This is a genomic window from Arthrobacter sp. SLBN-53 (assembly GCF_006715585.1).
In the GTDB taxonomy this organism is placed as follows: Bacteria; Actinomycetota; Actinomycetes; order Mycobacteriales; family Mycobacteriaceae; genus Mycobacterium; species Mycobacterium neoaurum_A.
Genome location: NZ_VFNN01000001.1, coordinates 454,854 through 479,617 on the forward strand (window position 1 = coordinate 454,854; position 24,764 = coordinate 479,617).

Consider the following 24,764-nt stretch of genomic DNA (forward strand, 5'->3'; position numbering starts at 1 on the left):
GCGTGAGCTCGCCGGTGACGACCTGGGCGCCGTTACGGTCGCCGGTCTTCCGCGCGTTGTGGATCGCGCAGTTCGTCTCCAATCTCGGCACCTGGATGCAGATGGTGGGCGCCCAGTGGATGCTCGTCGGTGATCCGCGAGCGGCGGTGCTGGTGCCCCTGGTGCAGACCGCCACCACGCTGCCGGTCATGCTGCTGGCGCTGCCCTCCGGAGTGCTGGCCGACCTGATCGACCGACGTCGGCTGCTCATCGCGACCCAGGGCGCGATGGCGTCCGCGGTCGCGTTGCTCGCGGTGCTGACCGGCACCGGACTGACCACCCCCACGGTCCTGCTGCTGTTGTTGTTCCTGATCGGGTGCGGTCAGGCACTGACCATGCCGGCCTGGCAGGCCATCCAACCCGATCTCGTTCCTGCAGAACAGATCCCCGCGGCCGCGGCACTGGGCAGCATGAGCATGAACGGCGCCCGCGCCATCGGACCTGCGATCGCCGGGGCGCTGGTGTCGCTGTCGGGGCCCACGGTCGTGTTCGCGCTGAACGCGGTGTCCTTCGTCGGTACGGTGATCGTGTTGGTGCTGTGGCGCAGGCCCACCGTCGACCAGAATTTCCCGTCGGAGCGGGCGCTGGCGGCGCTGAACGCCGGCGGACGATACATCCGAAGCTCCCCCATCGTGCGTCGGATACTGCTGCGCACTGCCCTGTTCATCGCTCCGGCCAGCGCGCTGTGGGGCCTGCTGCCGGTGATCGCCGACCGGAAACTGGGATTGACGTCATCGGGGTACGGGCTGCTGCTCGGTGCACTCGGGTTGGGTGCGGTGCTGGGCGCAGTGGGCCTGTCCCGGCTACGGTCCCGGTTCGGCGAGAACACCTTGCTGGCGTTGGCCGCCATCGGGTTCGCCGCGGCGACAGCGGTTCTGGCGATGGTGGACCTGTTCGCTGTGGTGCTCATCGCGCTGGTGTTCGGCGGGACCGCGTGGCTGCTGTGTCTGTCCACACTCAACGCCTCGATGCAATTGAGCCTGCCCGGGTGGGTCCGCGCCCGGGGATTGTCGGTATATCAGCTGATCTTCATGGGTGGGCAGGCGCTCGGCTCGATCCTGTGGGGTGTGCTGGCGGGCACGACCACGCCGGTGACCAGCCTGCTGGTCAGCACGGGCCTGTTGGTCGGCTGTGCCATCTCGACGCTGTGGTGGCCCTTGCACGCCAAGACCGGCAACATCGATCTGAGCCCCTCCTCGCACTGGCCGGAGCCATCGCTGGTGATCGAGCCCGAACCGCTGGACGGCCCGGTGCTCGTCATGACCGACTATCTCGTTCCGGTGGAGGATGAAGAGCAGTTCCTGGCGGCGATGGCGGTGCTTGGCAGATCCCGGCAGCGCACCGGAGCGGCCAGGTGGCGGCTGTACCGCAGTGTCGAGCGCGAGCAGACCTTCGTCGAAACCTTCATCGTGCGGTCCTGGGGCGAGCACCTGCATCAGCACCACACCCGTCAGACCGGGCAGGACCTGGTGATCGAACAGAACGTCGAACGGTACGCACAGGGAAAGCCGGTGTCGCATCACCTGATTGCCGTCCCGCCGCAGCGCTGAGGCCGCGATACTCGGCCACACGCACTCAGTCGGATGTGGCGAGCTCCTGCAGACGCTGATCGACCCGCGTCAGCGCCTCGCCGAAGACGTCGACCTTCTCACTGCGCTTCTCGTTGGCCGGTGCGGCGGCGCCGCGGCCGCCTTCGGTCTCGACACGAGCCGCGCCCTGCCTGCGCAGCAGACTGAAGTTCTTCTCCCGCGCAGTCCGCAACCGCCCCTGTAGATCTTTGAGTGACTTCTCGTCCAGCCGGTTGAGCGCTTCGGGATGACTTTCGTCGATCAGGGATTCTTCGTGCGGGGTCAGGTTCACATGGTGGTTGCTCACCCCTAGATTCATAGCCTGCGCGCGCCGGCGCGGTAGCCGAATCGAGCGATACCGGATGGGCGCGCAGGACGCATCCAGGCGACGAGCGCCCTTGTTTCACGTCACGTGATCAACCGAGTGAAGTTGTCATCGCGGGGTGACGTCATACCCGTCGGTCGGCTACGAGACCCTGCACTGGGTGCTGCGACTCGACGACGAGCGCCCGAGATCCGCCCGCCAGCCCTCGTGGTCTACCAACACGATGGTGGCTCTGTTTCCCGTGGTGCCCCCAACGCCGATCGACGCCGTCACCCTCGGCGACGCTCTTTGCGTGCGCTATCCACCCTCCCGCCGGTGGCGAGGTAGCCTGACCCATGACGACAACATTCCCGCTGGGCCCGTTCACCGTGAAGCGCATCGGATTCGGCGCCATGCAGTTGCCCGGCCCCGGTGTGATGGGCCCGCCGCGCGACCATGAACAGGCCATCGCCGTGCTGAAGCGGGCCGTCGAGCTTGGCGTGGACCATATCGACACCGCCCAGTTCTATGGACCCGACTTCGCCAACGAGCTCATCCGCGAGGCACTGCATCCCTACCCCGAAACCCTTGCGCTGGTCAGTAAGGTCGGCGCCCGCCGCAACGAGCAGGGTGAATGGCTGTCCGCGCAGCAACCCGATGAACTGCGCGCCGATATCGAGACCAACCTGGAAACCCTGGGCATCGATCGCCTCGCTGCGGTGAATCTGCGCATCCATTCCGGTGATCCCAACAGTGTGGGCCCGGTGGACCGGGAGCTGTTCGACCGCCAGCTGACCGCCATGATCGCCGCCCGCGACGAGGGTTTGATCGCCGGGATCGGGCTGTCCAGCGTCTCGGTCGACCACCTTCGAATTGCGCTGGACCGCACCGAGATCGTCACCGTGCAGAACGCCTACAACCTGGTCGACCGCTCCTCTCAGCCGGTGCTCGATCTGTGCACCGAACACGGCGTCTCCTTCGTGCCGTTCTTCCCGCTGGGCTCCGGTTTCACCACCGACAACCCGGTGCTGGGCAATGTCGCGGTGCAGAATGCGGCCGCCGAGCTCGGCCGCACCCCGGCCCAGATCGCGCTGGCCTGGACGCTGTCGGTGGCACCCAACGTGCTCTTGATCCCTGGCACCTCGTCGGTGGCCCATCTGGAAGAGAACGTCGCCATCGCCGATATCGAGTTGCCCGCCGACTTCACGCCCTGACCGATACCGTGGCCTCGACAGTGCCTTCGGTGTGCGGAGAGGTCAGGAGGAAACCACCGTGCCGGCCCCATTGCAGTCGATCGACGGCATCAGACCCGAACCCGTGTTGCTCAGTGAGCTGATCGGTCGACGCGTTCACGACCCCGCCGGCCGTTGCATCGGTCGCCTCGACGATCTATGTGTCCCGTTCACCGGGCTCAGCGAGCCGGCGCCGGTGACCGGCCTACTCGTCGCCCGCCGACACGACGCCCCGTTGACCGCGCCGTGGTCCGCGGTCCTTGGCTGCACGGCAAGTGGTCTTGTCCTGGATACCGGCGTCGGTACCACCGACTTGCCCAGGGACGACGCAGAGATCTGGCTGCACCGCGATGTGCTCGACACCCAGGTCCTCGATATCGTCGGCCGCCGAATAGCCAGAGTCTCCGATGTCCTCCTGGTGAGCCGTGACGCAAAGCGCTTGGAGGCAACGGGCGTCGACGTCGGATTCGCCGGGGTTGTGCGCAGACTGGGATTGGGAAGAATCACCGCACGCGCACGACACGACACCGTGGCGTGGTCCGATCTACACCCGACCTCCGACCGCGGCCACTCGGTCGCCCTGTCGACACCTCGGGCTGCTGTACACCATCTCGATGCTGTCGCATTGGCCGAACTGATGGACCGGTTGGAGGTGTCCGCGGCCGCCGAGGTCGTCGCGTCTTACCCTCCGGCAGTTGCCGCTTCGGCCGTGCGCGTAGACCCTGAAACCGGGGAACGAGTGCTGCGGGCGCTGCCGAACCCTGATGTCGAACGGATCGTCACCGCCATGCCGTCCGCCCATGCGGTGCAGTGGCGCACGCGCCTACAGCGCACACCGCGGCTGCTCGGGCGCCACTTCCTGCGATCACGGGTGTGGCCGCGGGGACGGGCACGGCGGGACCGATGACCACCGATCCACGCGGCAAACTCACCGCCGCGGCGCTCATCGCAGTGATCGGGCCGGGCTTGCTTGCCGGCCTGTCCGACGACGACCCCGCAGGAATCACCACCTACTCGGTGCTCGGCGCCGAGTTCGGCTATCAGCTGCTCTGGGTGCTGTTGCTGTCCACCATCGCACTCATCCTTTTCCACGGGTTGGCGGCACGGATGGGTGTGGTCACGGGTCAAGGACTCATCGGTTTGGTGCGCCAGCGCTACGGTGTGCGCATCGGCGGTGCCACGTTGGCAACCCTTGTGGTCGCCAACGTCGGAACCACATGTGCCGAATTTGCAGGTATCGCTGCAGGTTCGGAGCTATTCGGGATCAGTCGTCAGTTCAGCGTCCCGGCCGCGGCCATCATCGTCTCGCTGCTGGTTCTGCGCGGCAGCTTCCACCGTGTCGAGCATGTGTTGCTCCTGTTGTCGACCGTGTTTCTCGCGTACATCGCTTCGGGCATCCTCGCCCAACCGGACTGGGGTGCTGCCGCACGCGGACTCGTGGTGCCGTCGATGCCTGCCACGGGCGCCGCGCTGGCGATCGTGACCGCCACCGTCGGCACCACCCTGGCGCCCTGGGGCCTGTCGTTCATCCAGTCCTACGCCGTCGACAAGAAGCTGCGGACCGACGATCTTCGGTTGGAGCGCGTGGACGTCGTCACCGGAGCCGTACTGACCGGGGTCATCGGATTCTTCGTCGTGGTGGCATGTGCGGCGACTCTGCACGAGAACGGACTGCGGATCACCGATGCCGCCGACGCATCTCGGGCGTTGGAGCCGCTGGCCGGCGGCGCCGCGGCCACCCTGTTCGCCATCGGACTGATAGGCGCCGCGCTACTGGCGGCCTCGGTGCTGCCGTTGTCCACCGCCTACTCGGTATGTGAGTACGCGGGCACGGAGGGGGCGGTGGATGACTCGTTCAAGGAGGCGCGGACGTTCTATGTGACATTCGGGGCCGTCACCGTCGCCGGTGCGGCCGCCGTGTTGTTACCCGGGGTGCCCCTGGTCACCATCTTGGTCGCCACCCAGATCCTCAATGCCGTGCTGCTGGTGCCGATCCTGATCGCGATGATAGGCATCGCACGGGACCGGAATCTGATGGGCACGTACGCCGTCGGCCGGGCGGGCACCGCCGTATATGGACTCACCACCGCGGTGATCGCCGCCTGTGTCATCGCGCTCGCCGTCACCACTGCCGCCGGTTGAACGTCCACGCCCGCCATATATTGACAGTGCGACTCTCAGAATTTAGCGTGGAGTCAGCTCGACACCCCCGCGCTGCAATCGTTCTGGAGACCACGTGATCCAACATCGCCCCCGATACGGCCTGATTGATCCCGACTACGCCGCTCGACTGAGTGGCGCTACCCCCGAGTCCGAAAAGCCGTGCTGGATGGTCAATCTGATGAAGTACCGTGCCGTCGCAGACTACGGCGACGGTCTCGCCGGCACCATCACCGGACGCGAAGCCGACGATCTGTACGCACCGCTGGACACACTGGCCGAGATCGGCGCCGAGCTGTGCCTGCTGGCCGATGTCGAAACCCAACTCCTCGGTGATGCACCGACGTGGGATCGGATCGCCGTCGTGCGCTACCCGACCGGGCGATCATTCATCGACATGCAGTCACGACCGGCTTTCCAGGCCGCGCATGTCCATAAAGAGGCGGGGATGGATCAGACCATCGTCCTCGGTTGCGATCCGCTGCCCTACCCGCCGGTTCCGCGCGGATTGGATCAGCCCGACTGGAACGAAGTCCCCGAACCTCCTACCGCACAGGACGGACCGGTGATGATCGTGCACGTGCTGCGTTTCGCCGATCCGGAATCCGCGCGCGCCACCCCAGATGCCATGCAGGCCTATCAGAGCGCCGCCGCCGGTGTTGCGCTGCCCCACGGCGCCCGCGTGGCAGGCTGGTTCGGGGTCGACGGCACCATCGTCGGCGACGGCCGCCTCTGGCATCAGGTCCGATTCAATCTCTTTCCGAGCCGAAGATCATTCATGGCGGTCGCGACCGACCCGGCACGGCTGCAGGCGCAGAAGACTCACCGCGACGCCGCCATCGCCGACACCTACACGATGATCACCAGACCCGTCATCAACACACTGGCCGAATCGCTGCACGCGTGAAGCGCCACCCGCCGCTCAGCCGGTCAACAATCGGGTGAGCGCCCCGATCCATCCGCGTCGAATCTGAGCAGGTGTCCGGCGGTGATCCTCGGTCAACTCAGACCACGCCTCGAACGATGTCAGGGTGGCGATGGTCCCGACCAAATCCCCCCTCGCCGCCGCGCCGAGTTCGTCCAGTTCGGCAGCAAAGTGGGTGCCGATATCGGCCGCCATCGCCGCGCGGTGCCGGTGCAGGATCCCCTGCAGGGCGGCCACCTTCGAGGCGCGGTTGCGCACCATTCGGGCCATCGGCGCGGTCACCGCGTACTGCTCGTGGCGGCTGTCGACGAAGCGCCTGATCCGCACATCCAGGGTGCCTACACCGAGATCCGAGATCTGCAGCAGATGGGCGAATCGCTGGTAGTAACGGCGGGTGGTCTCATCACGCAGCTCGTCGAGGGTGTCGAAGTATCGGAACACCGACGCGGTGGAAACACCCGCCCGGTCGGCAACCTGCTCCACGGTCGGCGGTGAAAACCCCTCCAACACAAGGTCGATGGTCGCCTCGACCACCGCCGCACGGCCCCGTTCGCGCCGCGCGCGGCGGCCGTCGACCGGTTCGGCCGGCTCCGGCGGTGTGTGGTTCATCGATCGTCAGGTTAGCACTGCGCCAAAGTATTGACAGTAGAACTATCAACACATAGCGTCGCAGCAGAGAGGGGGTTGCCATGTCGCAGCCAGTCCAACACTTCGGTGGCACCATCGGTACCACCATCGCTGAATCGGTACCGGAGTTCAGCGAACCACCACACCCGGGCCAAGATGCTCCCAACGTGGTGGTGATCGTGCTCGACGACACGGGCTTCGCCCAGCTGGGCTGCTACGGCTCCGATATCGATACCGCGCACATCGACCAACTCGCCGGCGACGGGCTGCAGTTCACCAACTTTCACGTGACACCGCTGTGTTCGCCGACCCGTGCCGCACTGCTCACCGGCCGATCCCAGCACGCCGTGGGCATGCGCGCGGTCTCCAATTTCCGGACCGGATTTCCGCACCAGCTCGGACACATCACCGACCGCGCCGCCACCATCGCCGAAGTGCTGCACACGGCCGGCTACGCGACCTTCGCTGCCGGAAAATGGCACCTGGCTCCCATGGAACAGTGCTCGGCGGCAGGACCATTCGACCAATGGCCGCTGGCACGCGGATTCGATCGATTCTACGGTTTCCTCGACGGTGAGACCGACCAGTTCAGTCCCGAACTGGTCTGCGACAACCATATGGTCGATCCCCCGGCACGGCCCGAGGACGGCTACCACCTCAGCGAAGATCTGGTCGACCGGCTACTCGCGATGATCACCGACAGCACCAGCGTGCGGCCCGACCGACCGTTCTTCGCCTACCTACCCTTCGGTGCCGCGCACGCCCCGCACCAGGCGCCGGCCGCTTATCTGCGCAAGTACCGCGGCGCATTCGACGAGGGGTGGGATATCGCCCGCGAGAGGGTGTACCGACGCCAGCTGGAAACCGGGCTCATACCCGCGGGAACCGCACTGGCTCCGCGAAATCCAGGCGTGGCGGCCTGGGAGACCCTACCCGCGGATCAGCAACGTCTGGCATGCCGTCTGCAGGAGGCGTTCGCCGCGTTCCTCGACCACACCGACGATCAGATCGGCCGCTTTGTCGACGGTCTACGCCGAATCGGCGCCTGGGACAACACCGTGCTCATCCTCATGTCGGACAACGGAGCATCCCAGGAGGGTGGGCCGATCGGGGTGCTGCACGAGATGAAGTTCTTCAACGGCATCCTGGAGGATCCCGCCGACGCGGTGGCGCGACTCGACGATATCGGCGGCCCGCACAGCCATACCAACTATCCGTGGGGCTGGGCTCAGTGCGGGAACACCCCGTTCAAGTGGTACAAGCAGAACACCCACGAGGGCGGAGTGCACGTCCCCATGCTGGTGCACTGGCCGGCCGGCATCGACCAAGACCACCGCGGGTCCCGACGTGACCAGTTCGTCAACGTCAGCGATATCGCCCCCACACTCTACGAACTCGCCGGCGTGACGCCACCGCCGATCTACCGAGGGGTACCACAGCTCCCGGTCACCGGCCACTCGTTCGCCGCTCTGCTCAACAACCCCGCCGCACCCTCGACCAACACCGTCCAATACTTCGAGATGGCCGGGAGCCGTGCGCTCGTCGCCGGCGATTGGAAGGCGGTGTGCAAGCACATCCCCGGCGCCGACTATGACACCGAGCCCTGGGAGCTCTACGACCTGTCCCGCGACATGTCCGAATGTGAGGACCTGGCCGCTGCCGAGCCCGAACGGTTGGCGGAGCTGATCGCCCTATGGTGGCGCGAGGCCGACCGGCACGGCGTGCTGCCACTCGACGACCGCGGTATCGAACTTTTCGCCCCACGGTTCAGGCATCACTCGCCGCATCCGGTCGAGGGCCGCTACACCTACCGTCCCCCGTGCTCACCCATTCCGCCGCAGGCCTTCGCACCGATCGGCGGCACCAGTTTCGACCTCACCGCACGCGTCACCCGCGCCGACGGCCAGGACGGCGTGCTGTGGGCCACGGGCACGGAGAATTCGGGTATCGCGCTGTTCGTCCAGAACGATCACCTGGTGTTGGACTACAACGCATTCGGCGAACACACTGTGGTCATCTCGACCCGGGCACTACCCGCCGGCGATGCGGTGTTGACCGCCAGGTTCCGGCGCGGCGATCATCGTGGCGGCACCGTGGACCTCGAGATCGATTCCGTACCGGTCGGACACGCCGACCTGCCGCTGTACATGCTGATGATCTCCTCCGTCGGATCGAGCATCGGTTATGACCACGGATCGGCGGTATCCGATCGCTACTGCTCACCCTTCGCATTCCGCGGGATCCTGCACGAAATCACCGTCGACCTGGTCTCAGCCCCGCCCACGGGATCCGATGCCGTCGCCTCCAGGGCGGCGATGGCGCGCCAGTAGTTCCCCCACTCCGCCCACCGAGGAGATACACACCATGGATATCGTCCGCACACCCGATGAGCGCTTCACCCACCTACCTGGCTATGGTTTTGCACCGCATTATGCCGAAATCCCCAGTGGCACCGGACAAACATTGCGCCTGCATTATCTCGACGAAGGCCCACTCGATGCCGACCCTGTTCTGCTGATGCACGGTGAACCGTCATGGAGCTATCTGTACCGGCACATGATCGGCCCGCTGGTGGCCGCCGGACATCGTGTCATTGCACCGGATCTGGTCGGGTTCGGGCGCAGCGACAAGCCCGCCGCGACCGGCGACTACACCTACGCGCGCCATATCGAATGGATGTCTGCCCTCGTGTTCGACATGCTCGATTTGCAGAACATCACGTTCTTCGGCCAGGACTGGGGTGGACTGATCGGCCTGCGCCTGGTGACCGCGCGACCGCAACGGTTCGATCGGGTGATCGTGGCCAACACCGGGCTGCCCACCGGAGAGTTCCCGCTGGGCGAGGCGTTCACCGCCTGGCAGAAGTTCTCTCAAGAGGTCCCGAACCTCCCCGTCGGTGCCATCATCAACGGCGGCTGCACCACCGATCTGCCCGCCGAGGTCATCGCCGCCTATGACGCACCGTTTCCCGACGACTCGTTCAAGGCCGGGGCCCGCGTCTTCCCCACCCTGGTGCCGACCAGCACCGACGATCCCGAATCGGCCGCCAACATCCATGCCTGGTCGGTCCTGTCGACCTTCGACAAGCCGCTGCTCACCTGCTTCAGCGATCAGGATCCCATCACCCGCGGCGGCGAGCAGCTGTTCCTGGACAACGTGCCGGGAGCACACGGGCAACCGCACACCACCATCACCGGCGGCGGGCACTTTCTGCAAGAGGACCGCGGCGCCGAACTCGCCGAGTTGATCAACGGGTTCATCACTGCCACAACCCCGTAGAGCCCATCCCATCCCGACGGTGCCTGTTGATGTCTCGATACCGAGCACCCTTCCAGCGGCGCGCGATACCCCTAAAGGGGTAGAAAGAGCTCACCAACGACAGCTGCCTTGAGTTCGAACACGGTGTTTACATGGGTGACACCCGTCACACCGTGAGAACTGGAGCTTCCTGACATGGGCTTTTTCATCGACCCCGCCGAATTGGACACCTATATCGGGGGCGTCTTCCGCGACGCGCTCGACCATCCCGAATCGGGCCCGAAGCTCAAAGGTGCCAACATCATCATGCGGGTCATCTACACCGATCCCGATTGTGAGATGACGATGGTCTTCCGCCCGGACAGCAAGGTCGTCTTCGGCCCCTGTGAGGAGAAGGCCGATGTCACCCTGTTGATGCGCGGCGACACCGGCGACCAGTTCTGGCGGGGTGAGTACAACCTCGCGATCGGGTTGGCCAAGGGGCAGGTCAAGGCCAAGGGACCGGTCAACAAGATCCTCAAGCTGGTCCCGTTGACCAAGCCCCTTTTCCCGATGTACCGCGAGAAGGTCGCCGTCAAGGACGCCCAGGCCGGCACGCATGCCTGACACCATGCGGGCGGTGATCCTGCGTGAGCCCTACCGAGTAGAGGTCGCAGAGCTTCCGATACCCGAGATCACCAGTCCCACAGATATTTTGGTCCGGGTCGAACGAACCGCCATCTGCGGTACCGATCTACACCCCTACGAGGGCCGGCTGGAACTTGAGCCCGATATCGTGCTGGGCCACGAGTTCCTCGGCACCGTCGTCGCGGCGGGTTCGGCGGTCGTCCGCTTCGCCGAGGGCGACCGGGTGGTGAGCTCGTGTGTGGTCAGCTGCGGAGCCTGCCACCAGTGCCGCCGCCATCAGCCCGGCAACTGTGCGGGTTCGCGAATCTTCGGCCTCGGGTTGGCGCTGGGCGACCTGGCCGGCGGACAGGCCGAGTACGTGGTGGTGCCCAACGCCGACAGCACCGCGCGGGCCATCCCGAACACCGGCTCCGCGTGCGATGACGACTTCCTCTTCGCCGGCGACATCATGACCACCGGATACGAGGCGGTCGCGCGGGCCATCACCCCTGGCGACACCGTCGCCGTGGTGGGCGCGGGCCCGGTGGGTCTGTGCGCGGCCATGGCCGCCGACATCCTGGGCGCTGCACAGGTGATCGTCATCGACAAGGTCGCCGCCCGGCTCAAGGAGGCCGCCAACCTCGGTGCCGTGGCGGTGGACGCGTCCGAAGACGACCCGGCCGACGCGGTGCTCGATCTGACCGACTGGCGCGGCGCCGACGTCGTGATCGACGCCGTCGGCCACGAATCGGCGTTGTTGTCCTCGATCGCGCTGGTACGTGCGGGCGGCACGTTGTCCATCCCGGGTGTGTACAACGAGGATGCGATCACATTGCCATTCGGCGAGCTGTACCTCAAGGGTGTGACGCTACAGATGGGCGTCTCGCACATCACCGAGTACATGGACGAGGTCATCGCCCTGAACTGCGCGGGCAAGCTGCGGCCCAGTTCGATCATCTCCCATCGGATGGGGTTGTCCTCCGCAGTCGAGGCCTACCGGATGTTCGAGGCGCGCGAGGCCACGAAGATCGTCCTGGATCCGAGGATCTGATATGACAAGCATTGCTCTCCAACATCATTCGATGCTCATCGGTGGACGCGATGTCGACACCGAACGCCACCGCGAGATCGTCGACCCGAGCAACGGGGACACCGTCGCCACGGTCGCACACGGCAATGCCGGCCACGTCGACGACGCCGTGGCCGTGGCGCGCGCGACATTCGAATCAGGGGTATGGCGGCACCGCACTCCCCAGGAGCGCGCCGCCGTCATGCGCCGGATCGTCGCGGCGGCCAATGATGCCGCCGAGGAGCTCGTCGAGCTGGAGCTGAGCGCCAACGGCGCAACGGTGCGGCAGGCCACCGGATTCCACATCGGTTACGCCCTGGCTCATTTCAGCTATTTCGCCGATCTGGCCGAAAACTACGCCTGGCAGCGTCCCGCGCCGATCACCTCGTTCCCGGCCCTTGGCCAGGCCGTCGTGCACCGCGAGCCCATCGGCGTCGTGGGTGCCATCGCGCCGTGGAATTTCCCTCTGCTGCTCACGCTGTGGAAGGTCGGGCCTGCGTTGGCCGCCGGCAACAGCGTCGTGGTCAAACCCGACGAGCACACGCCGCTGTCGATCCTGGCGTTCGCGCGCATCGCGGAGGCCAACGGACTGCCGCCAGGGGTGCTCAATGTCGTCACCGGTGACGGACCGGACGCCGGCGCACGGTTGGCCGGCCATCGCGATGTCGGCAAGATCGCGTTCACCGGCTCCACCGCGGTGGGCCGCGAGATCATGCGACTGGCCGCGGACACCGTCAAGCAGGTCACCCTCGAACTCGGGGGCAAAGGCCCCTCGATCGTGCTGGACGACGCCGATCTGGATCTCGCGGTCGACGGTGTGCTCTACGGATGCTTCGTCTACTCCGGCCAGATCTGCGAATCCGGCACCCGCGCCTTGGTTCCGGCATCGCTGCATGACGAGTTCATCACCCGGCTGGTGGCCAGAGCCGCCACCATCACCATGGGTCCGACCCGAGACTGGGATACCGATATGGGCCCGGTGATCGATGCCAGACAACAGAACCGCATCCTGGAACACATCCGGGCAGCGGTCGCCGAGGGAGCCGTCGTCGCACTGGGAGGCGAGGCACTGGACCAACCGGGATTCTGGGTGACGCCGACCATCCTCACCGGAGTACGCAACGATATGCGGATCGCCCGAGAAGAAGTCTTCGGCCCGGTCCTGGTTGTCATCCCCTACGCCGATGAGGACGAGGCCGCGGTCATCGCCAACGACTCGGAATATGGCCTGGCGGCGAGTATCTGGAGTTCGGACAACACCAGGGCGCTGGAGCTCGCCGAGCGTATCGCCTGCGGCAGCGTATGGATCAACGACGCGCACCAGATCAACTGTCAGGTGCCCTTCGGCGGATACAAACAGAGCGGATTGGGCCGCGAACTCGGTCCCGATGCGTTGGACGCCTACACCGAGACCAAGACCGTACACCTGGATCTGTCCGGGGGCCGGCTGCCGAAACCCTATGACATCCTGCTCAGCCACGCCGACGACGGAGAAAACTCATGAGCACTGTGGACAACGAATTGTTCAGCGCCGATCTGTCATTCGATGACGACGACGATACGGTCGACGTTCCGCCCACCAATGATGTCGCGGCCACCCGGGCCTATGACCCGATCAATGTCTCCACCGACGCGTTCTGGGATATGGACCTGCCCGACCGCGAACCCATCTTCGCGGAGCTGCGTGCGCGCCGCCCGGTGAGCTGGCAACCACCCATCGAGACCGCGGTCTCCCCCGACCCCGATGATCCCGGCTATTGGGCGGTGGTCCGACACGCCGATATCGTCGAGATCAGCCAGAACAGTGACGTATTCGTGTCCAGGTATGGCGTCATGTTCGACATGCTGCCGCCGGTGTTCCTGGAGATGGCGATGTCCTTTCTCGCCATGGACAATCCGCAGCACCACAAGATCCGGCGATTGGTCAGCTCGGTGTTCACGCCCCGCCAGATCCGGCGCATCGAGGGCGATATCGCCGCGCGCGCGCAACGCATCGTCGCCGCCGCGGTGGACAAGGGTCGGGCGGGCGAAGCGGTCGACTTCGTGGCCGATATCGCCCGGCACCTGCCCACCGAGATGTTCGGGGACATGTTCGGTTTCCCCGAGGAGTTGCGCGCCGATGTGGTGCACGCTGCCGATGAGACGCAGGCGTGGGCCGACCCGGTTCTGCTGGCCGGTCGAGATCCCGCCGAGGTGCAGATCGAGGCCGCCCTGCGTATCCACGATATGACCCAGGAGTTGATCGACGAGCGTCGAGCTTCCCCGCAGGAGGATCTGTTGTCGGCCCTGGTGATCGCCGAGGTCGACGGCGAGAAGCTCTCCGATTTCGAGATCGGCGCCACCATGGTGCTGTTCTCGGTGGCCGCCAATGACACGACCCGGCACACGTCGAGCTTGGCGGCCAAGGCGCTCAACGATTTTCCGCAGCAACGCGCCTTTCTGTGGGAGGACTTCGACGGCCGGATCAACCCGGCCATCGAAGAGTTCCTGCGGTGGGGTTCGGTGGTGCAGAACTTCCGCCGGACCTGCGTGAGTCCGTACGTACTCGGCGGTCAGCAGATCCTGCCGGGCGACAAGGTGGTCATGATGTACGCGTCGGGTAACCGCGACGAGTCCGTGTTCGCCGATCCGACCGTCTTCGATCTCAGTCGTGGTGTCAATCCGCATATGGCGTTCGGCGGAGGCGGGATCCACTACTGTCTGGGCAGCCAGCTCGCCAAGGTCATGCTTCGCTCGCTGTTCCGCGAGCTATACACCCAGGCACCCGACTTCAGCACCGGCGTAACGGAACTGGTGCGAACCAACTTCATCAGGGGCGTGCTGAGCATGCCGTTCGACCCGGGGGCCCCGGCATGAGCGGCTGGCGGGTGCTCATCGACATCGACAGGTGCTCGGGTATCGGCATGTGCGAGGCGCTGGCACCCGATGTCTTCGAGGTGGGCGACGACGGCCGGGTGCACGCCCCACGCGACGATGTCGCAGACGGTATGCGTGATCAGGTCGAGGAGGCGGCGCGCAGTTGTCCGACGCAGTCGCTTCGGGTGGAGATTGCCTGATCACCCAGCGTGGGACTGGTAGAGCATGGCGACGGCCTCCACCCGGTTCTCGGCGCCGAGCTTGCGCAGGATGTGTTTGACGTGTTGTTTGACCGTGCCTTCGGAGATGAACAGCTTGGCGGCGATCGCGGCATTGGTGCGGCCACTGGCCATCTGTTCGAGGATTTCGCCTTCGCGCGACGTGAGCAGTCCCCGAACCGATCGAAGGCCCTGGCGCACCGATGCCGGCGGTTCCTCGTCACGACCGACCGGAGCCAGCGCATAGTCACCGACACCGATGGCGGCCTCGGCACAGTCGCGGGCTGCCGATTGCAGTGCCGCGCTCACCGAGTGCAGCCGCTCGGCGGCCCGCGCACGGCTGAACGCCAGCGCCAGCCCGTGTGCGTATGCGGTGAGCACCTCGCAGTCGACGTCATCGGTGTCGCGGCGCTGGCGGTAGCGGTCGGCATGGATCAGTGCCACGACACGGTCGCCGGCCACGACGGGAGCGGCAACATAGGAATTGCAGCGAGAGGCAACGGCAATCGGCCGGTGGACTCGGGCGTCGTGCTGCACATCGGTGACCAGGCGAGCCTCTCGACGGCGCACGATCTCGGTCTCGAAGAGGCCGCGCACCAGAGGTTGGGACTGCTCTTGTCCGACCCGGTTGATCTCGGCTGCCCAATCCGGCTCGTCGGGGATGTGGACCGAGTGCGAGACCCAGACCCCGTCGATGATGCGGGAGAAGATGGCCCTGTCGAATCCGAGCCCGGTGACCAGTTGTGGAGCCAGCTCCATCAGCTCGGTCACGGTGCACGGCGCGGCGTCCAGCCGGGCAAGCGCATCACCGAGCCCACGAGTCCGATCCCTGGCCTGCGTCACCGCGACGTCGGCACCCGCCAGCGTCCGCAACGCCGCGAGCACCGCGATCGCCTCGTTGTCACCGTCGAGCGCTTCGGCCAAAGTGGACCAGCCATCGGCGAGCACCCGCTGCGCCACCTGGGGCGACACACCGGCGGGATCGGCGGCATCGACCATGGCGGCGTTGCTCACCGACCGAAGTTCGTCGAGCACCGCGCGCAACCGGCCATCACGTTCCACGTGTGACCCATCCCGACTCGCGCCACCGTTGTGAGGCACCACACAAGGGTAGACGACCATTTCTCGGGCGTCGCCACTGGCCGCCCTCACCATATCAATGATACGGTTGAACGGTGTCCGAGGGTTTCCGCATCACCCACCTGTCCTATGTGGTTCTGGGAGTGACTGCCGTGCGAGGCCCCACCACCTCGTATCAGCTCAAGCAGTATGTTGCCGAGTCCATCGCCTATCTATGGCCGCTGCAGCACGCGACGCTGTACCGCGAGCCACGCCGACTGGAGGCTGCCGGGCTGCTGCGATCCGAGACCGAAGACGGTGGGCGCAAGCGTCAGTTCTTCACGATCACCGACAAAGGCCTTGACCGCCTTCGCGATTGGCTTCGCGACCCCACGACATCGCTACCGGCCGAACTCCACGACGAAGCGCTTCTCAAGCTGCATTTCGGTGAGCTCGTCGACCCGTCGAGCATGCGCGAGCTCGCCGAGAACCAGATCGTCGAACGTAAAGCACGCCTGGCCTATTACGCGGATCTTGAGCGGCGATACCAGGACCGACCCGATCTCGGCTATCCGCTGGCGACGTTGAAGGCCGGCCAGATGATCGAGAAGGCCTCCATCGCGTTCTGGCGCGAGATCGCGGAAACCGCCGAGGAATTGGCGCCGTCGCGTCCCGGCTCGGCGCCACCGCCCCCGCTGTCCCCCATCGTCCACACCGACCGAAAGTGATTGCCACATGACCCTTCCCGATATTCTCCGCAACAATCTCGCCCTGCCCGTCGTCGCGTCGCCACTGTTCATCTGCTCGGGCCCGGAGCTGGTGATCGCCCAGTGCAGCGCCGGCGTGGTGGGCTCCTTCCCCGCCCTCAACGCGCGTCCGGCACCCGCGCTGCGCGAGTGGCTGGAACAGATCTCCACCACCTTGGAGCGCCGCCGGCATGACCATCCCGAACTGGTGACCGCCCCGTACGCCGTGAACCAGATCGTGCACAAATCCAACGAGCGCCTTGAAGAGGACGTGCAGGCGTGCGTCGATTTCAAGGTGCCGATCGTGATCACCTCATTGGGAGCCCGGGCCGACGTCAACGACGCCATCCACTCCTACGGCGGCATCGTTCTGCACGATGTCATCAACGACACCTTCGCCCGCAAGGCGATCGACAAGGGTGCCGACGGATTGATCGCCGTGGCCGCCGGAGCAGGTGGGCACGCAGGCACCATCTCGCCGTTCGCACTCGTACAGGAGATTCGGGCCTGGTTCGACGGACCGCTGCTGCTCTCCGGCGCCATCGGTCACGGCCGCTCCATCCTCGCAGCACAGGCCGCCGGCGCCGATCTGGCCTATATCGGCTCGGCGTTCCTGGCGACCACCGAGGCGCGCAACGAGCCCGCCTACAAGGAAATGATCACCACCAGCGGCGCCAGTGACATCGTGTATTCGAATCTGTTCACGGGTGTGCACGGCAACTACCTGCGCGGTTCGATCGAGGCGGCCGGGTTGGACCCACAGAATCTCCCCCAGTCGGACCCGTCGGCGATGGACTTCGGCTCGGGCGGCAACACCGATGCCAAGGCCTGGAAGGACATCTGGGGCGCAGGCCAGGGTATCGGCCCGATTCGTGAGGTCACCTCGACGGCGCAGTTGGTGGAACGCCTTGGCCGCGAGTACAGCGAGGCGCGCAGCAGGCTGCTGACCGAGAGCCTCGCCCCCGCAGGCGTGTGAGGACCGGTCGGGTGTTCGGGTGGTGATCAGTTCACCGCCCGAACACCCGATTGAACTCAGTCCTCGGTGGTGAGCCGCAGCAGCGCAGCGAATTCCGTGCGCAGATCCTCGACGAGGTCCGCCGCATCGGGCACAGCCTCGGCATCGCCGACGACGCCGATGTCCATACCGTCGCGGTAACTCACCACGGTGATGTTCAAGGCGATCCCGTCGAAGATCAGACTCAGCGGGTAATGCGCGAGCAGCGGCGCGCCCAGCAGGGTGAGCCCGTCGCTCGGCCCCGGCACGTTGGACATGATCAAGTTCACCGGCGGGCGCACCAGCGGCGAGCAGATGACGTCCATAAGGCCGCGCGCCGCCATCTGGAACATAGGCGTGGGGATGATGTCGTTGACATCGGCCATCAGACTCGGCGGTGTCTGTGCGGTGCGGTCTTTGGCGCGTTTCATGACATCGCTGACAAACGTGACGCGGTCACGCCGATTGCCCAGATGAGTCGGCAGCGGGGCGATGATCGAGGTGATGGCATTGCCGTACCGCCGGTGCTCGGGGTCGCGTACAGACACCGGAATGTAGGCCAGCAGCGGCACCTCGGGAAGTTCGTCGTTGGCCAGCAATCGGTTTCGTAACGCGCCGGCACAGGCGGCCAGCACCACGTCGTTGACGGTGACGCCGAGGTGCCGTTTGACGGTCTTGACGTCCTCCAGCGACACACTGGCGAAGCCGTTGGACCGGGCGCCCGACAACCGGCTGTTGAAGCGGGTACGCGGGGCGTGCACCGCGTACGGGGAACCGTCCCGGCGAATCAGCCGCGCGAGTTCCTGTACACCGGGCAACGACCTCAGCACCGGGCTCTGGTCTAGGTGGGCAAGGCTTCCAGCGATGTTGCGCACCTTCTGCACCGTACCTACCGGCGTCTCGAACACTGCCCGTGCAGCCAGACCGAGCCGGCTCACCGCACCGGACGATTCGCCCTGCGCCGCGGGTGGTGCTCCCAACGAGGTTGCGTCGTCGACCAACACTCCGAAAACCTCTTTGGCGCTGATTCCGTCCACCACACCGTGATGCAGCGTGAAAGCCACCGCGGTGCGCCCGGGTAACCCGTGGAACACGGTGACCCGCCAAAGCGGCTTGCCGCGGTCCAGCGGCACCTTGAGGTCGTCGCTGACGGCGGCTCGCAGGCCTTGCTCGTCGGTGATATCCAATTCGACCTCGCGTACGTGGTCGGCTGGATCCACGCTTACCGTCTCGAAAACCGGGTGGTCCAACCCGAATGGCACGGTGACCAATCGCCAGCGCAGTGGCGGATGGTGCTCGATTCGTTCCCGAATACGCTGCGCGACAGTGCCAGCGGTGATCGGCCACGCATCGTCCGGCGTGTCGTAGATCGACAGCCCGCAATAGTGCGATTCCGCGCCCGCACGCTCGGCAGCGAAAAACTGCGCATCCAAACTTGAGAGTCGTCGCATTTCAATCCCACCCTTCGGATGGCCCTGTCAACATCCGCCGCGTCATCGTTGGTCGCCCCTTCTCACCCCGACATCATTTGAATCAACGTTAGAAGCTGATCGTGAGATTCGCACGACGTGTGACCTATTCAACGGAATGAGCGAAATACTTTTCGCAACAGTAAATATCGAACCGTTCACCAGTTACCGACCAGTAGGGTATTGGACCAGAGAGATTACCCGCCAGTGAATTCGGTTCATTGACAGCAGTTTTCACAGATGAACCAGCAAATATCACGACGATCGATCATGCCGGTACGAAATCTGTTCGACTCCAGTCGAATTCAATGGCTGACCACCAGGCGATACACGTACGGGCATTGCTGCCGGCCACGAAATCCGCAGGGCGTTTTCAGAAACAATGCTAAACCCGGTGCCACTGGGCACCCTCGAGCGACGATTCCGTGTCCAGGCCAGCACACCGGGAGTACACCCGATGTGCGGGAGTACCACGCGGGGGCACCGCACCACGGGCAGCAGCTGAACGGCTCAGGACGCCGGTTCACAAGTCGCGGGAGAACCGATACATCTCGTCATCGAGACCATCGAGATGCCAACCGACTGCGGTAAAGAACTCCGACGCCGCACGGTTGTCCGGGTCGACGAAGGCGACCCAGCGCCGCGCGGGCGGATGTTCTTCCCAGGTCAGCACCGAGGACAAGATGTCGCGCCCAAGACCTACGCGCCGACGCCACGGGCAGACGGCCAGGTCGGTGATGGCGTGTGCAACACCCTCGGGGTCCCACGCGCACCCCACCAGGCCGATCGGAGCTCCGTCGATATCGGTGATCACCAGCTGAACGCCCTCGCTTTCCGCCAGGACATGCTCGAGCCATTCCTCGTCGAGCGGACCCAGGCGGCGACAGAGCTCGTCATCGTCGAACCACGGCGCAATCCACCTCCAGTCGGCGCGCACCATCCGCCGGATTCGCACGACATCAGCAGGAGGCGGACGCACGGCCGGAGAAGACGCCGACTACTCCGCGGATCGGTAGAACGGCTCGACCGTGCCGTTGACCTTGACGACCATCGGGTTGCCGCGGCGGTCCTTGGCGGTGGGCACCTCCAGGCGAACCCAGCCCTCAGCCACGTTGTACTCGTGCACGTTGGTCTTCTCGACACCGTTGAAGCGGATCCCCACGCCGCGGATCAGTGCGTCCTCGCTGTAGTGAGCACTCCGCGGATCGATGGAGAGGTGGTTCGGAGGAACGTCCTCGTTCTGGTGCTCGGTGTCGTTCTGGTGCTCAGACATGATGGCTATCGTCCAATGCTGCGATGTTTCTCGGCTGTGGTCTCCAAAGAACCTACGCGACCGGGGCCGACCAGGTCAGCCCAGGTCGCCCCTCGGCGCACCCACCTCGGGCGAATCGAACTACAACGCCGGGGGCACCAGCACGAGGGCGAACCCGTCAGCGGCCCGACCGGTCTGGCGAGCCACCAACCTGGCCGCCGGGCCGGAGGTCGCAGCATCGGCCGCACCGGGCTCTGTCAGCCGAAGCCGAGCGGCGATATCACGCAGGTCCACCTCGGCGTCGCTGCCGTGGAACCCGTCGAGCCAGGACCACAGGGACGGAGCTATCGCCCTGGGCAGTGCCGTCGAACTGCTCACGAAACCGGTCAGCAGATCGCGGATGACCACTTGGGTCTCCCCGGCGCCGAGTTGTGCGCACAGCCACGAGTGCGCCGTCTGATCCAGAAATCCGCGCGCGGCATGCAACAGCGCCCACGCGAAGGTCACCTCTGCCGATCGGTCCATCGCCATCACTTCTCGCCCCCTCCCCTGCCCATGACCCGATGTGCCGCTGGTTCGTCGCCGTGTCCGGGCACCGTCACGCCGTACGCCGGCGGAGACGCCCGTCAGATGCATCCGCTGATACATGGATCGACAGGCTGGGCCGACTCGGGTGCGAGGATGCCTGCGCCCGGCTGCTGTTGGGTGTAGTCGACATCCCCGTCCAGTTCCGGGGCGATCGGAACAAATCGGCAGAGCAGGGACACCGCCGACGCGCAGGGCTCGTCCGCCGGTTCGGCGTGTACCGGCGACGCCAGGACGACGGCGGCCATGGACGCAGCAATGGACGCGGCGACGGCTGCGCCGACAATTGTCGACAGCCTCCGTCGGTTCGCCGCGGCCGAGATACCCGGACGCGGGCCGCTCATCCGGATGTTGCCCGTCATATCACGCCCCTCTCCTGCCGCCGATGGCACGACGCTCGGCACATCGAGCGCTTTCCCATCGCGTCGATTCTATTCGAATAAACATTAGAATATGTGCAAATAGGGATTCCGACACCGGAATCCACTCGGTTCTCACCCACCCCCAAGGCCGGCGCGGCCTTCTATCAGGGTCAACAGGTCGCGGAAGATCGCCTCGAGACCGGCCAGGTCGGGAGCCAAGGCGGCCTGCTCGTAACCCACGAGGAGATAGAGGGCCGCGTCGGCGAACCGGTTGGCCCGGATCCGGTCGACACCCAGCTCGAGGGCCGCATCGAACACCACCTGGTGCCGCAGTCGGTCAACCTCGGACTGAATGGCGGCAACATCGGGATCCACCCGACTCCAGGCTCGTATCGCACATTCCGCAGGGTGGTTCAGTCGCAACGCCACCTCGACGAGCCCCTCGATACGCCGCCGTGGATCGGGTTCGGCGCAGATCACCTTGAGTTGGGCCAACGTGCCGTTGACTTTCCAGTATCCGATGAGTTGACGACGGTAATCCGCCCAGTTGTCGAAGTAGTGATAGAACGATCCGGAGGTCACCCCCAGCCGGCGGCACACCTCTGCCAGCTTCAGCCCCAAATGCCCCCGGTCACCGAGGACTTCGAGGCCGACCGCCACGTAATCCTCAGGGGTCACGTTCGGCCGTACCGCTGCGGATCGTCAGGTCGGGGCACGCAAAAATTCTAATTCATGATAAATAACCAAGGGAAGCATCTCGCTGCACGCAGTGCGTGCCAGACCCACCGGCCCGATGGAGATCCGCACATGACTGTCCGACCCGCCACCTCCGCCCGCGAGGACCGCGCCGACTCGGGTATGTGGACCCAACCCGACGCCGTGGCGACCTGGCTCCGGACCCACGGCATCGACGTCAGCACTCCGCTGACCATCACCCGAGTGGGTATCGGCCAGTCGAACATCACCACACTCGTCGTCGACGCGGCGGGCCGGGAATGGGTGATGCGCGAGCCACCGGCAGGCACCGTGGCCGGTCAGACCCACAATCTGGACCGGGAAGTCGGCATCCTGCGCGCACTGGCACGCACCGAGGTACCCGTTCCGGCGGTAATCGGTACCGGCAGGACCTCCGGCGGAGCACCGTTCGTGGTCATGGAGCGCGCCGCCGGTTCAGCACTGGAGACAGAAGCCGATGCGCGTTCACTCACAGCCGACCAGCGGCATGCCCTGGGCCGCTCGGTGGCCACGACCCTCGCGTCGCTGCATCGATTGGACCCGGCGATCTTGAACATCGAGGTATCGGGCGACCCGTATCTGCTCCGGCAGATCCGCCGGGTGACGGCGGCATGGGAACGCGTTCGCGCCGCGAGCCGCCACGACGACGCGTGGTCTGCCACGCGTGACAAGCTGGCCGAACACTTACCCGGGGACGCACCGGCGGTCATCATGCATGGCGACTACCGGCTGTCCAATCTGTTGGTCGCCGACGGTCGGATCACCGCCGTGCTGGACTGGGAGCTGTGCACCATCGGCGACCCGCTCGCCGATCTGGCCTGGCTTCTCGACGATTGGCGACCTGCCGAGGAACCGGCCATCGTGATGCCGAGCCCCACCCGGGCCGGCGGTTTCCCGAATCGTGCCGAGATGATCGACATCTACCGGGACACCACCGGCCGGGACGTCGACAATCTCGACTACTACCGCGCCTTCACCCAGTGGCGGGCGGCAAGCCTCTTGGAGGGCGTGCGATTCCGCCGCCTGTCCGGGGCGATGGGAACGCACGCCGCCATCGACCCGGGTGCACTCGAAGATTCGATCGGGGTGCTGCTGGCGTCGGCGCGCGAGCACCTGCGCGGCATCTGCTGATCAAGCTCAACGATGCGCAGCGTCGGCAATACCGTGCCGGATGATGGATTGAGCGTTCTCGACGACAGCCTCCACCGAGGAGCGACGCGGATTCCACCACTCCACTGCCCAATTCAACGCCCCGAGCACCAGCATCTGTGCGATGTACAGATCGAGATCGGGACGCAGGACGCCATCTCGGGCCACGTCGTTGATCAGTCTGCGCCAGATGTCGCCGTAGCGCTCCTCCTCGAGAATCTGCCTCTTACGGATCCCCTGGGGCACCTGACCGGCATTGCGGATCGCGGCCGTCGTGTAGTCCGATATCTCCAGTTCATGTCGCAGATGAGCCTCCGCGGCAAGCAGCAATCGGTCCAGGGCCGGCGTTCCGTCGGGAATCTCGTCGAGCACCGCCGCCACATGCTCACGCATATCCGCGATCCCCGCCCACATCACCTCTTCGATCAGTTCGTCGCGGGACGGGAAGTAGTAATAGATTGCGGGCGCCTGCAGATCCGCGGCGGCGGCGACATCGGTCAATCGAAGACCCGCATAGCCATGCTCAGACAGGACCCGAGCGGCGGCGTCGAGGATGCGCTTGCGCGTCAGAGCCGACTTGGATTCGTGCTCGGACTCGCCCGAATCCACCTGATTCGCCGACGTCGAGGGCCGATTGCTGTGCCTGGGCATTCCGACATGATACGGCCGGGCTCGCCCGGGTCGGTCGACATCCGACCGGGTCGGCGGTACCGCGACAGCCCGTCATCGTCCCGCCGCGCAACCGGCTCCCGCCGTCACAAAAAATGAACACAAAATAAAAAAACACTTGACCGAACCGCCTGCATTGCGCACAGTGATGGGTGGCCCCGCCGCGCGGACCGCGACGGACGCTCAAGAACGCGATACTCGAACCTCGGTGAGATCACGCCTGAACGGGCGATGCTCGGTTCGGGCCGCGAGCATCACCGGCCGAGCACCCCCTGGATCGGAGCGACGACCATGCACACATCGGCATCGGGTGGCGCGACCGCAGCGTTCCGGCGCAGCATCGCGCTGACCGCTCTCCTGCCGATCGCGGTTCTCGGCGCGGCTCCGGCGCATGCGGACAACCGCAGGCTCAACGAGAGCGTCATCGCCAATGTCTACACGGTGCAACGTCAGGCGGGCTGCCCGACCGAGATCACCGGCAATCCCGCGTTGCAGCTTGCCGCTCAATGGCATGCGCGCGATGCGGTGGCCCACCGTGACGTGTTCGGCGAACTCGGATCTGACGGTTCCACTTCGCAATCCCGCGCGGCCAGGGCCGGCTACCGCGGGACCGCGCAGCAGACCGTTGCCATCAATCCGGCACTGGCCATCAGCGGAATCGAATTGATCAACCAGTGGTATCACAACCCCGTCTCGCTGGGAATCATGCGCAACTGCGCCAACACCGAGATGGGCGTGTGGTCGGAGAACAGCCTCGACCGCACCGTCGTCGTCGCGGTGTACGGTCAACCGAACTGAGCGGCCACCCGCATTGATCGAGCGTATGTTGTCAGCCGGAATACGTTCGGCGACATGGTAACCCACCTACGCCCCGGAAGCTCA

Annotated in this window: 26 protein-coding genes; 16 read left to right on the forward strand and 10 right to left on the reverse strand. The window is 65.5% G+C overall.

What is annotated here, in order from left to right; all coding sequences use genetic code 11:
* Positions 1-2 precede the first annotated feature (2 nt).
* Positions 3-1,589 (forward strand): MFS transporter, encoded by a 1,587-nt coding sequence (locus FBY28_RS02235; protein WP_141863954.1) that lies wholly within the window; start codon positions 3-5, stop codon positions 1,587-1,589.
* 25 nt (positions 1,590-1,614) lie between these two features.
* Here FBY28_RS02235 and FBY28_RS02240 read toward each other — a convergent pair whose 3' ends face one another.
* The gene (locus FBY28_RS02240) at positions 1,615-1,914 is read right to left on the reverse strand and encodes a hypothetical protein (RefSeq protein WP_216847449.1); all 300 of its coding nucleotides are present in this window, start codon (positions 1,912-1,914) and stop codon (positions 1,615-1,617) included.
* A 353-nt stretch (positions 1,915-2,267) separates the two neighbouring features.
* Between FBY28_RS02240 and FBY28_RS02245 the strand changes: the two genes are divergently transcribed.
* The 4 genes from FBY28_RS02245 to FBY28_RS02260 all read left to right on the forward strand — a co-directional run bounded on the left by FBY28_RS02245 (position 2,268) and on the right by FBY28_RS02260 (position 6,210).
* Complete coding sequence (locus FBY28_RS02245) at positions 2,268-3,125, forward strand: oxidoreductase (RefSeq protein ID WP_141863958.1); 858 nt, start codon at positions 2,268-2,270, stop codon at positions 3,123-3,125.
* Positions 3,126-3,183: 58 nt separating this feature from the next.
* Entirely contained in the window at positions 3,184-4,050 is an 867-nt protein-coding gene (locus FBY28_RS02250; RefSeq protein ID WP_216847450.1) for a magnesium and cobalt transport protein CorA, read from the forward strand.
* A complete protein-coding gene (locus FBY28_RS02255; RefSeq protein WP_141863960.1) occupies positions 4,047-5,285 on the forward strand; it encodes an NRAMP family divalent metal transporter in 1,239 nt (412 codons plus the stop codon). Before FBY28_RS02250 ends, FBY28_RS02255 begins: the two co-directional genes overlap by 4 nt.
* 187 nt (positions 5,286-5,472) lie before the next feature.
* The gene (locus FBY28_RS02260) at positions 5,473-6,210 is read left to right on the forward strand and encodes a DUF1330 domain-containing protein (protein WP_160145453.1); all 738 of its coding nucleotides are present in this window, start codon (positions 5,473-5,475) and stop codon (positions 6,208-6,210) included.
* Between the two features lie 15 nt (positions 6,211-6,225).
* Here FBY28_RS02260 and FBY28_RS02265 read toward each other — a convergent pair whose 3' ends face one another.
* Complete coding sequence (locus FBY28_RS02265; protein ID WP_141863964.1) at positions 6,226-6,837, reverse strand: TetR/AcrR family transcriptional regulator; 612 nt, start codon at positions 6,835-6,837, stop codon at positions 6,226-6,228.
* Positions 6,838-6,917: 80 nt separating this feature from the next.
* Here FBY28_RS02265 and FBY28_RS02270 point away from each other — a divergent pair, with 80 nt between their 5' ends.
* The 7 genes from FBY28_RS02270 to FBY28_RS02300 all read left to right on the forward strand — a co-directional run bounded on the left by FBY28_RS02270 (position 6,918) and on the right by FBY28_RS02300 (position 14,844).
* On the forward strand, positions 6,918-9,185 hold the full coding sequence (locus FBY28_RS02270) for an arylsulfatase (RefSeq protein WP_141863966.1): 2,268 nt from the start codon (positions 6,918-6,920) through the stop codon (positions 9,183-9,185).
* Between the two features lie 34 nt (positions 9,186-9,219).
* Positions 9,220-10,134: a haloalkane dehalogenase gene (locus FBY28_RS02275; protein WP_141863968.1), complete on the forward strand. Its 915-nt coding sequence runs from the start codon at positions 9,220-9,222 to the stop codon at positions 10,132-10,134.
* 174 nt (positions 10,135-10,308) lie between these two features.
* Entirely contained in the window at positions 10,309-10,719 is a 411-nt protein-coding gene (locus FBY28_RS02280; RefSeq protein ID WP_141863970.1) for an SCP2 sterol-binding domain-containing protein, read from the forward strand.
* Positions 10,712-11,770, forward strand: coding sequence for an alcohol dehydrogenase catalytic domain-containing protein (locus FBY28_RS02285; protein ID WP_141863972.1), 1,059 nt, complete (start codon positions 10,712-10,714; stop codon positions 11,768-11,770). Before FBY28_RS02280 ends, FBY28_RS02285 begins: the two co-directional genes overlap by 8 nt.
* A gap of 1 nt (position 11,771) precedes the next feature.
* Positions 11,772-13,292, forward strand: coding sequence for an aldehyde dehydrogenase family protein (locus FBY28_RS02290; RefSeq protein ID WP_141863974.1), 1,521 nt, complete (start codon positions 11,772-11,774; stop codon positions 13,290-13,292).
* Positions 13,289-14,644, forward strand: a complete 1,356-nt coding sequence (locus FBY28_RS02295) for a cytochrome P450 (RefSeq protein ID WP_141863976.1) — start codon at positions 13,289-13,291, stop codon at positions 14,642-14,644. The genes FBY28_RS02290 and FBY28_RS02295 overlap by 4 nt, the downstream gene beginning before the upstream one ends.
* Complete coding sequence (locus FBY28_RS02300) at positions 14,641-14,844, forward strand: ferredoxin (RefSeq protein ID WP_141863978.1); 204 nt, start codon at positions 14,641-14,643, stop codon at positions 14,842-14,844. The genes FBY28_RS02295 and FBY28_RS02300 overlap by 4 nt, the downstream gene beginning before the upstream one ends.
* Here the strand turns inward: FBY28_RS02300 and FBY28_RS02305 are convergent, their stop codons facing one another.
* On the reverse strand, positions 14,845-15,924 hold the full coding sequence (locus tag FBY28_RS02305; RefSeq protein WP_160145454.1) for a LuxR C-terminal-related transcriptional regulator: 1,080 nt from the start codon (positions 15,922-15,924) through the stop codon (positions 14,845-14,847).
* A gap of 113 nt (positions 15,925-16,037) precedes the next feature.
* Here FBY28_RS02305 and FBY28_RS02310 point away from each other — a divergent pair, with 113 nt between their 5' ends.
* Entirely contained in the window at positions 16,038-16,649 is a 612-nt protein-coding gene (locus FBY28_RS02310; RefSeq protein ID WP_141863982.1) for a PadR family transcriptional regulator, read from the forward strand.
* Between the two features lie 7 nt (positions 16,650-16,656).
* Complete coding sequence (locus FBY28_RS02315) at positions 16,657-17,643, forward strand: NAD(P)H-dependent flavin oxidoreductase (RefSeq protein ID WP_141863984.1); 987 nt, start codon at positions 16,657-16,659, stop codon at positions 17,641-17,643.
* A gap of 56 nt (positions 17,644-17,699) precedes the next feature.
* Here FBY28_RS02315 and FBY28_RS02320 read toward each other — a convergent pair whose 3' ends face one another.
* The 6 genes from FBY28_RS02320 to FBY28_RS02345 all read right to left on the reverse strand — a co-directional run bounded on the left by FBY28_RS02320 (position 17,700) and on the right by FBY28_RS02345 (position 22,007).
* Positions 17,700-19,112: a wax ester/triacylglycerol synthase family O-acyltransferase gene (locus FBY28_RS02320; protein ID WP_141863986.1), complete on the reverse strand. Its 1,413-nt coding sequence runs from the start codon at positions 19,110-19,112 to the stop codon at positions 17,700-17,702.
* A gap of 541 nt (positions 19,113-19,653) precedes the next feature.
* Positions 19,654-20,109 (reverse strand): GNAT family N-acetyltransferase, encoded by a 456-nt coding sequence (locus tag FBY28_RS02325; protein ID WP_216847451.1) that lies wholly within the window; start codon positions 20,107-20,109, stop codon positions 19,654-19,656.
* Positions 20,110-20,127: 18 nt separating this feature from the next.
* On the reverse strand, positions 20,128-20,403 hold the full coding sequence (locus FBY28_RS02330; protein ID WP_141863988.1) for a DUF3297 family protein: 276 nt from the start codon (positions 20,401-20,403) through the stop codon (positions 20,128-20,130).
* A 120-nt stretch (positions 20,404-20,523) separates the two neighbouring features.
* Positions 20,524-20,907 carry a hypothetical protein gene (locus FBY28_RS02335; RefSeq protein ID WP_141863990.1) on the reverse strand — a complete coding sequence of 128 codons (384 nt, stop codon included), beginning with the start codon at positions 20,905-20,907 and terminating at the stop codon, positions 20,524-20,526.
* Positions 20,908-21,008: 101 nt separating this feature from the next.
* The gene (locus tag FBY28_RS25940) at positions 21,009-21,329 is read right to left on the reverse strand and encodes a hypothetical protein (RefSeq protein ID WP_216847452.1); all 321 of its coding nucleotides are present in this window, start codon (positions 21,327-21,329) and stop codon (positions 21,009-21,011) included.
* Positions 21,330-21,461: 132 nt separating this feature from the next.
* Positions 21,462-22,007 (reverse strand): TetR/AcrR family transcriptional regulator, encoded by a 546-nt coding sequence (locus tag FBY28_RS02345; protein WP_141863992.1) that lies wholly within the window; start codon positions 22,005-22,007, stop codon positions 21,462-21,464.
* A 129-nt stretch (positions 22,008-22,136) separates the two neighbouring features.
* Here FBY28_RS02345 and FBY28_RS02350 point away from each other — a divergent pair, with 129 nt between their 5' ends.
* Positions 22,137-23,195 carry a phosphotransferase family protein gene (locus FBY28_RS02350; protein WP_141863994.1) on the forward strand — a complete coding sequence of 353 codons (1,059 nt, stop codon included), beginning with the start codon at positions 22,137-22,139 and terminating at the stop codon, positions 23,193-23,195.
* Between the two features lie 6 nt (positions 23,196-23,201).
* Here the strand turns inward: FBY28_RS02350 and FBY28_RS02355 are convergent, their stop codons facing one another.
* Positions 23,202-23,864, reverse strand: a complete 663-nt coding sequence (locus tag FBY28_RS02355; protein ID WP_141863997.1) for a TetR/AcrR family transcriptional regulator — start codon at positions 23,862-23,864, stop codon at positions 23,202-23,204.
* A gap of 309 nt (positions 23,865-24,173) precedes the next feature.
* Here FBY28_RS02355 and FBY28_RS02360 point away from each other — a divergent pair, with 309 nt between their 5' ends.
* Positions 24,174-24,680: a CAP domain-containing protein gene (locus FBY28_RS02360; RefSeq protein WP_141863999.1), complete on the forward strand. Its 507-nt coding sequence runs from the start codon at positions 24,174-24,176 to the stop codon at positions 24,678-24,680.
* Positions 24,681-24,764 lie beyond the last annotated feature (84 nt).

Bases quoted from the DNA above. Each gene is read 5' to 3' on its own strand.
- FBY28_RS02270 (WP_141863966.1), top strand. From the start codon at position 6,918: ATGTCGCAGCCAGTCCAACACTTCGGTGGCACCATCGGTACCACCATC.
- FBY28_RS02260 (WP_160145453.1), top strand. From the start codon at position 5,473: ATGGTCAATCTGATGAAGTACCGTGCCGTCGCAGACTACGGCGACGGT.
- FBY28_RS02350 (WP_141863994.1), top strand. From the start codon at position 22,137: ATGACTGTCCGACCCGCCACCTCCGCCCGCGAGGACCGCGCCGACTCG.
- FBY28_RS02265 (WP_141863964.1), bottom strand. From the start codon at position 6,837: ATGAACCACACACCGCCGGAGCCGGCCGAACCGGTCGACGGCCGCCGC.
- FBY28_RS02245 (WP_141863958.1), top strand. From the start codon at position 2,268: ATGACGACAACATTCCCGCTGGGCCCGTTCACCGTGAAGCGCATCGGA.
- FBY28_RS02300 (WP_141863978.1), top strand. From the start codon at position 14,641: ATGAGCGGCTGGCGGGTGCTCATCGACATCGACAGGTGCTCGGGTATC.
- FBY28_RS02355 (WP_141863997.1), bottom strand. From the start codon at position 23,864: ATGCCCAGGCACAGCAATCGGCCCTCGACGTCGGCGAATCAGGTGGAT.
- FBY28_RS02315 (WP_141863984.1), top strand. From the start codon at position 16,657: ATGACCCTTCCCGATATTCTCCGCAACAATCTCGCCCTGCCCGTCGTC.
- FBY28_RS02330 (WP_141863988.1), bottom strand. From the start codon at position 20,403: ATGTCTGAGCACCAGAACGACACCGAGCACCAGAACGAGGACGTTCCT.
- FBY28_RS02295 (WP_141863976.1), top strand. From the start codon at position 13,289: ATGAGCACTGTGGACAACGAATTGTTCAGCGCCGATCTGTCATTCGAT.
- FBY28_RS02255 (WP_141863960.1), top strand. From the start codon at position 4,047: ATGACCACCGATCCACGCGGCAAACTCACCGCCGCGGCGCTCATCGCA.
- FBY28_RS02320 (WP_141863986.1), bottom strand. From the start codon at position 19,112: ATGCGACGACTCTCAAGTTTGGATGCGCAGTTTTTCGCTGCCGAGCGT.
- FBY28_RS02290 (WP_141863974.1), top strand. From the start codon at position 11,772: ATGACAAGCATTGCTCTCCAACATCATTCGATGCTCATCGGTGGACGC.
- FBY28_RS25940 (WP_216847452.1), bottom strand. From the start codon at position 21,329: ATGACGGGCAACATCCGGATGAGCGGCCCGCGTCCGGGTATCTCGGCC.
- FBY28_RS02285 (WP_141863972.1), top strand. From the start codon at position 10,712: ATGCCTGACACCATGCGGGCGGTGATCCTGCGTGAGCCCTACCGAGTA.
- FBY28_RS02335 (WP_141863990.1), bottom strand. From the start codon at position 20,907: ATGGACCGATCGGCAGAGGTGACCTTCGCGTGGGCGCTGTTGCATGCC.
- FBY28_RS02280 (WP_141863970.1), top strand. From the start codon at position 10,309: ATGGGCTTTTTCATCGACCCCGCCGAATTGGACACCTATATCGGGGGC.
- FBY28_RS02275 (WP_141863968.1), top strand. From the start codon at position 9,220: ATGGATATCGTCCGCACACCCGATGAGCGCTTCACCCACCTACCTGGC.
- FBY28_RS02360 (WP_141863999.1), top strand. From the start codon at position 24,174: ATGCACACATCGGCATCGGGTGGCGCGACCGCAGCGTTCCGGCGCAGC.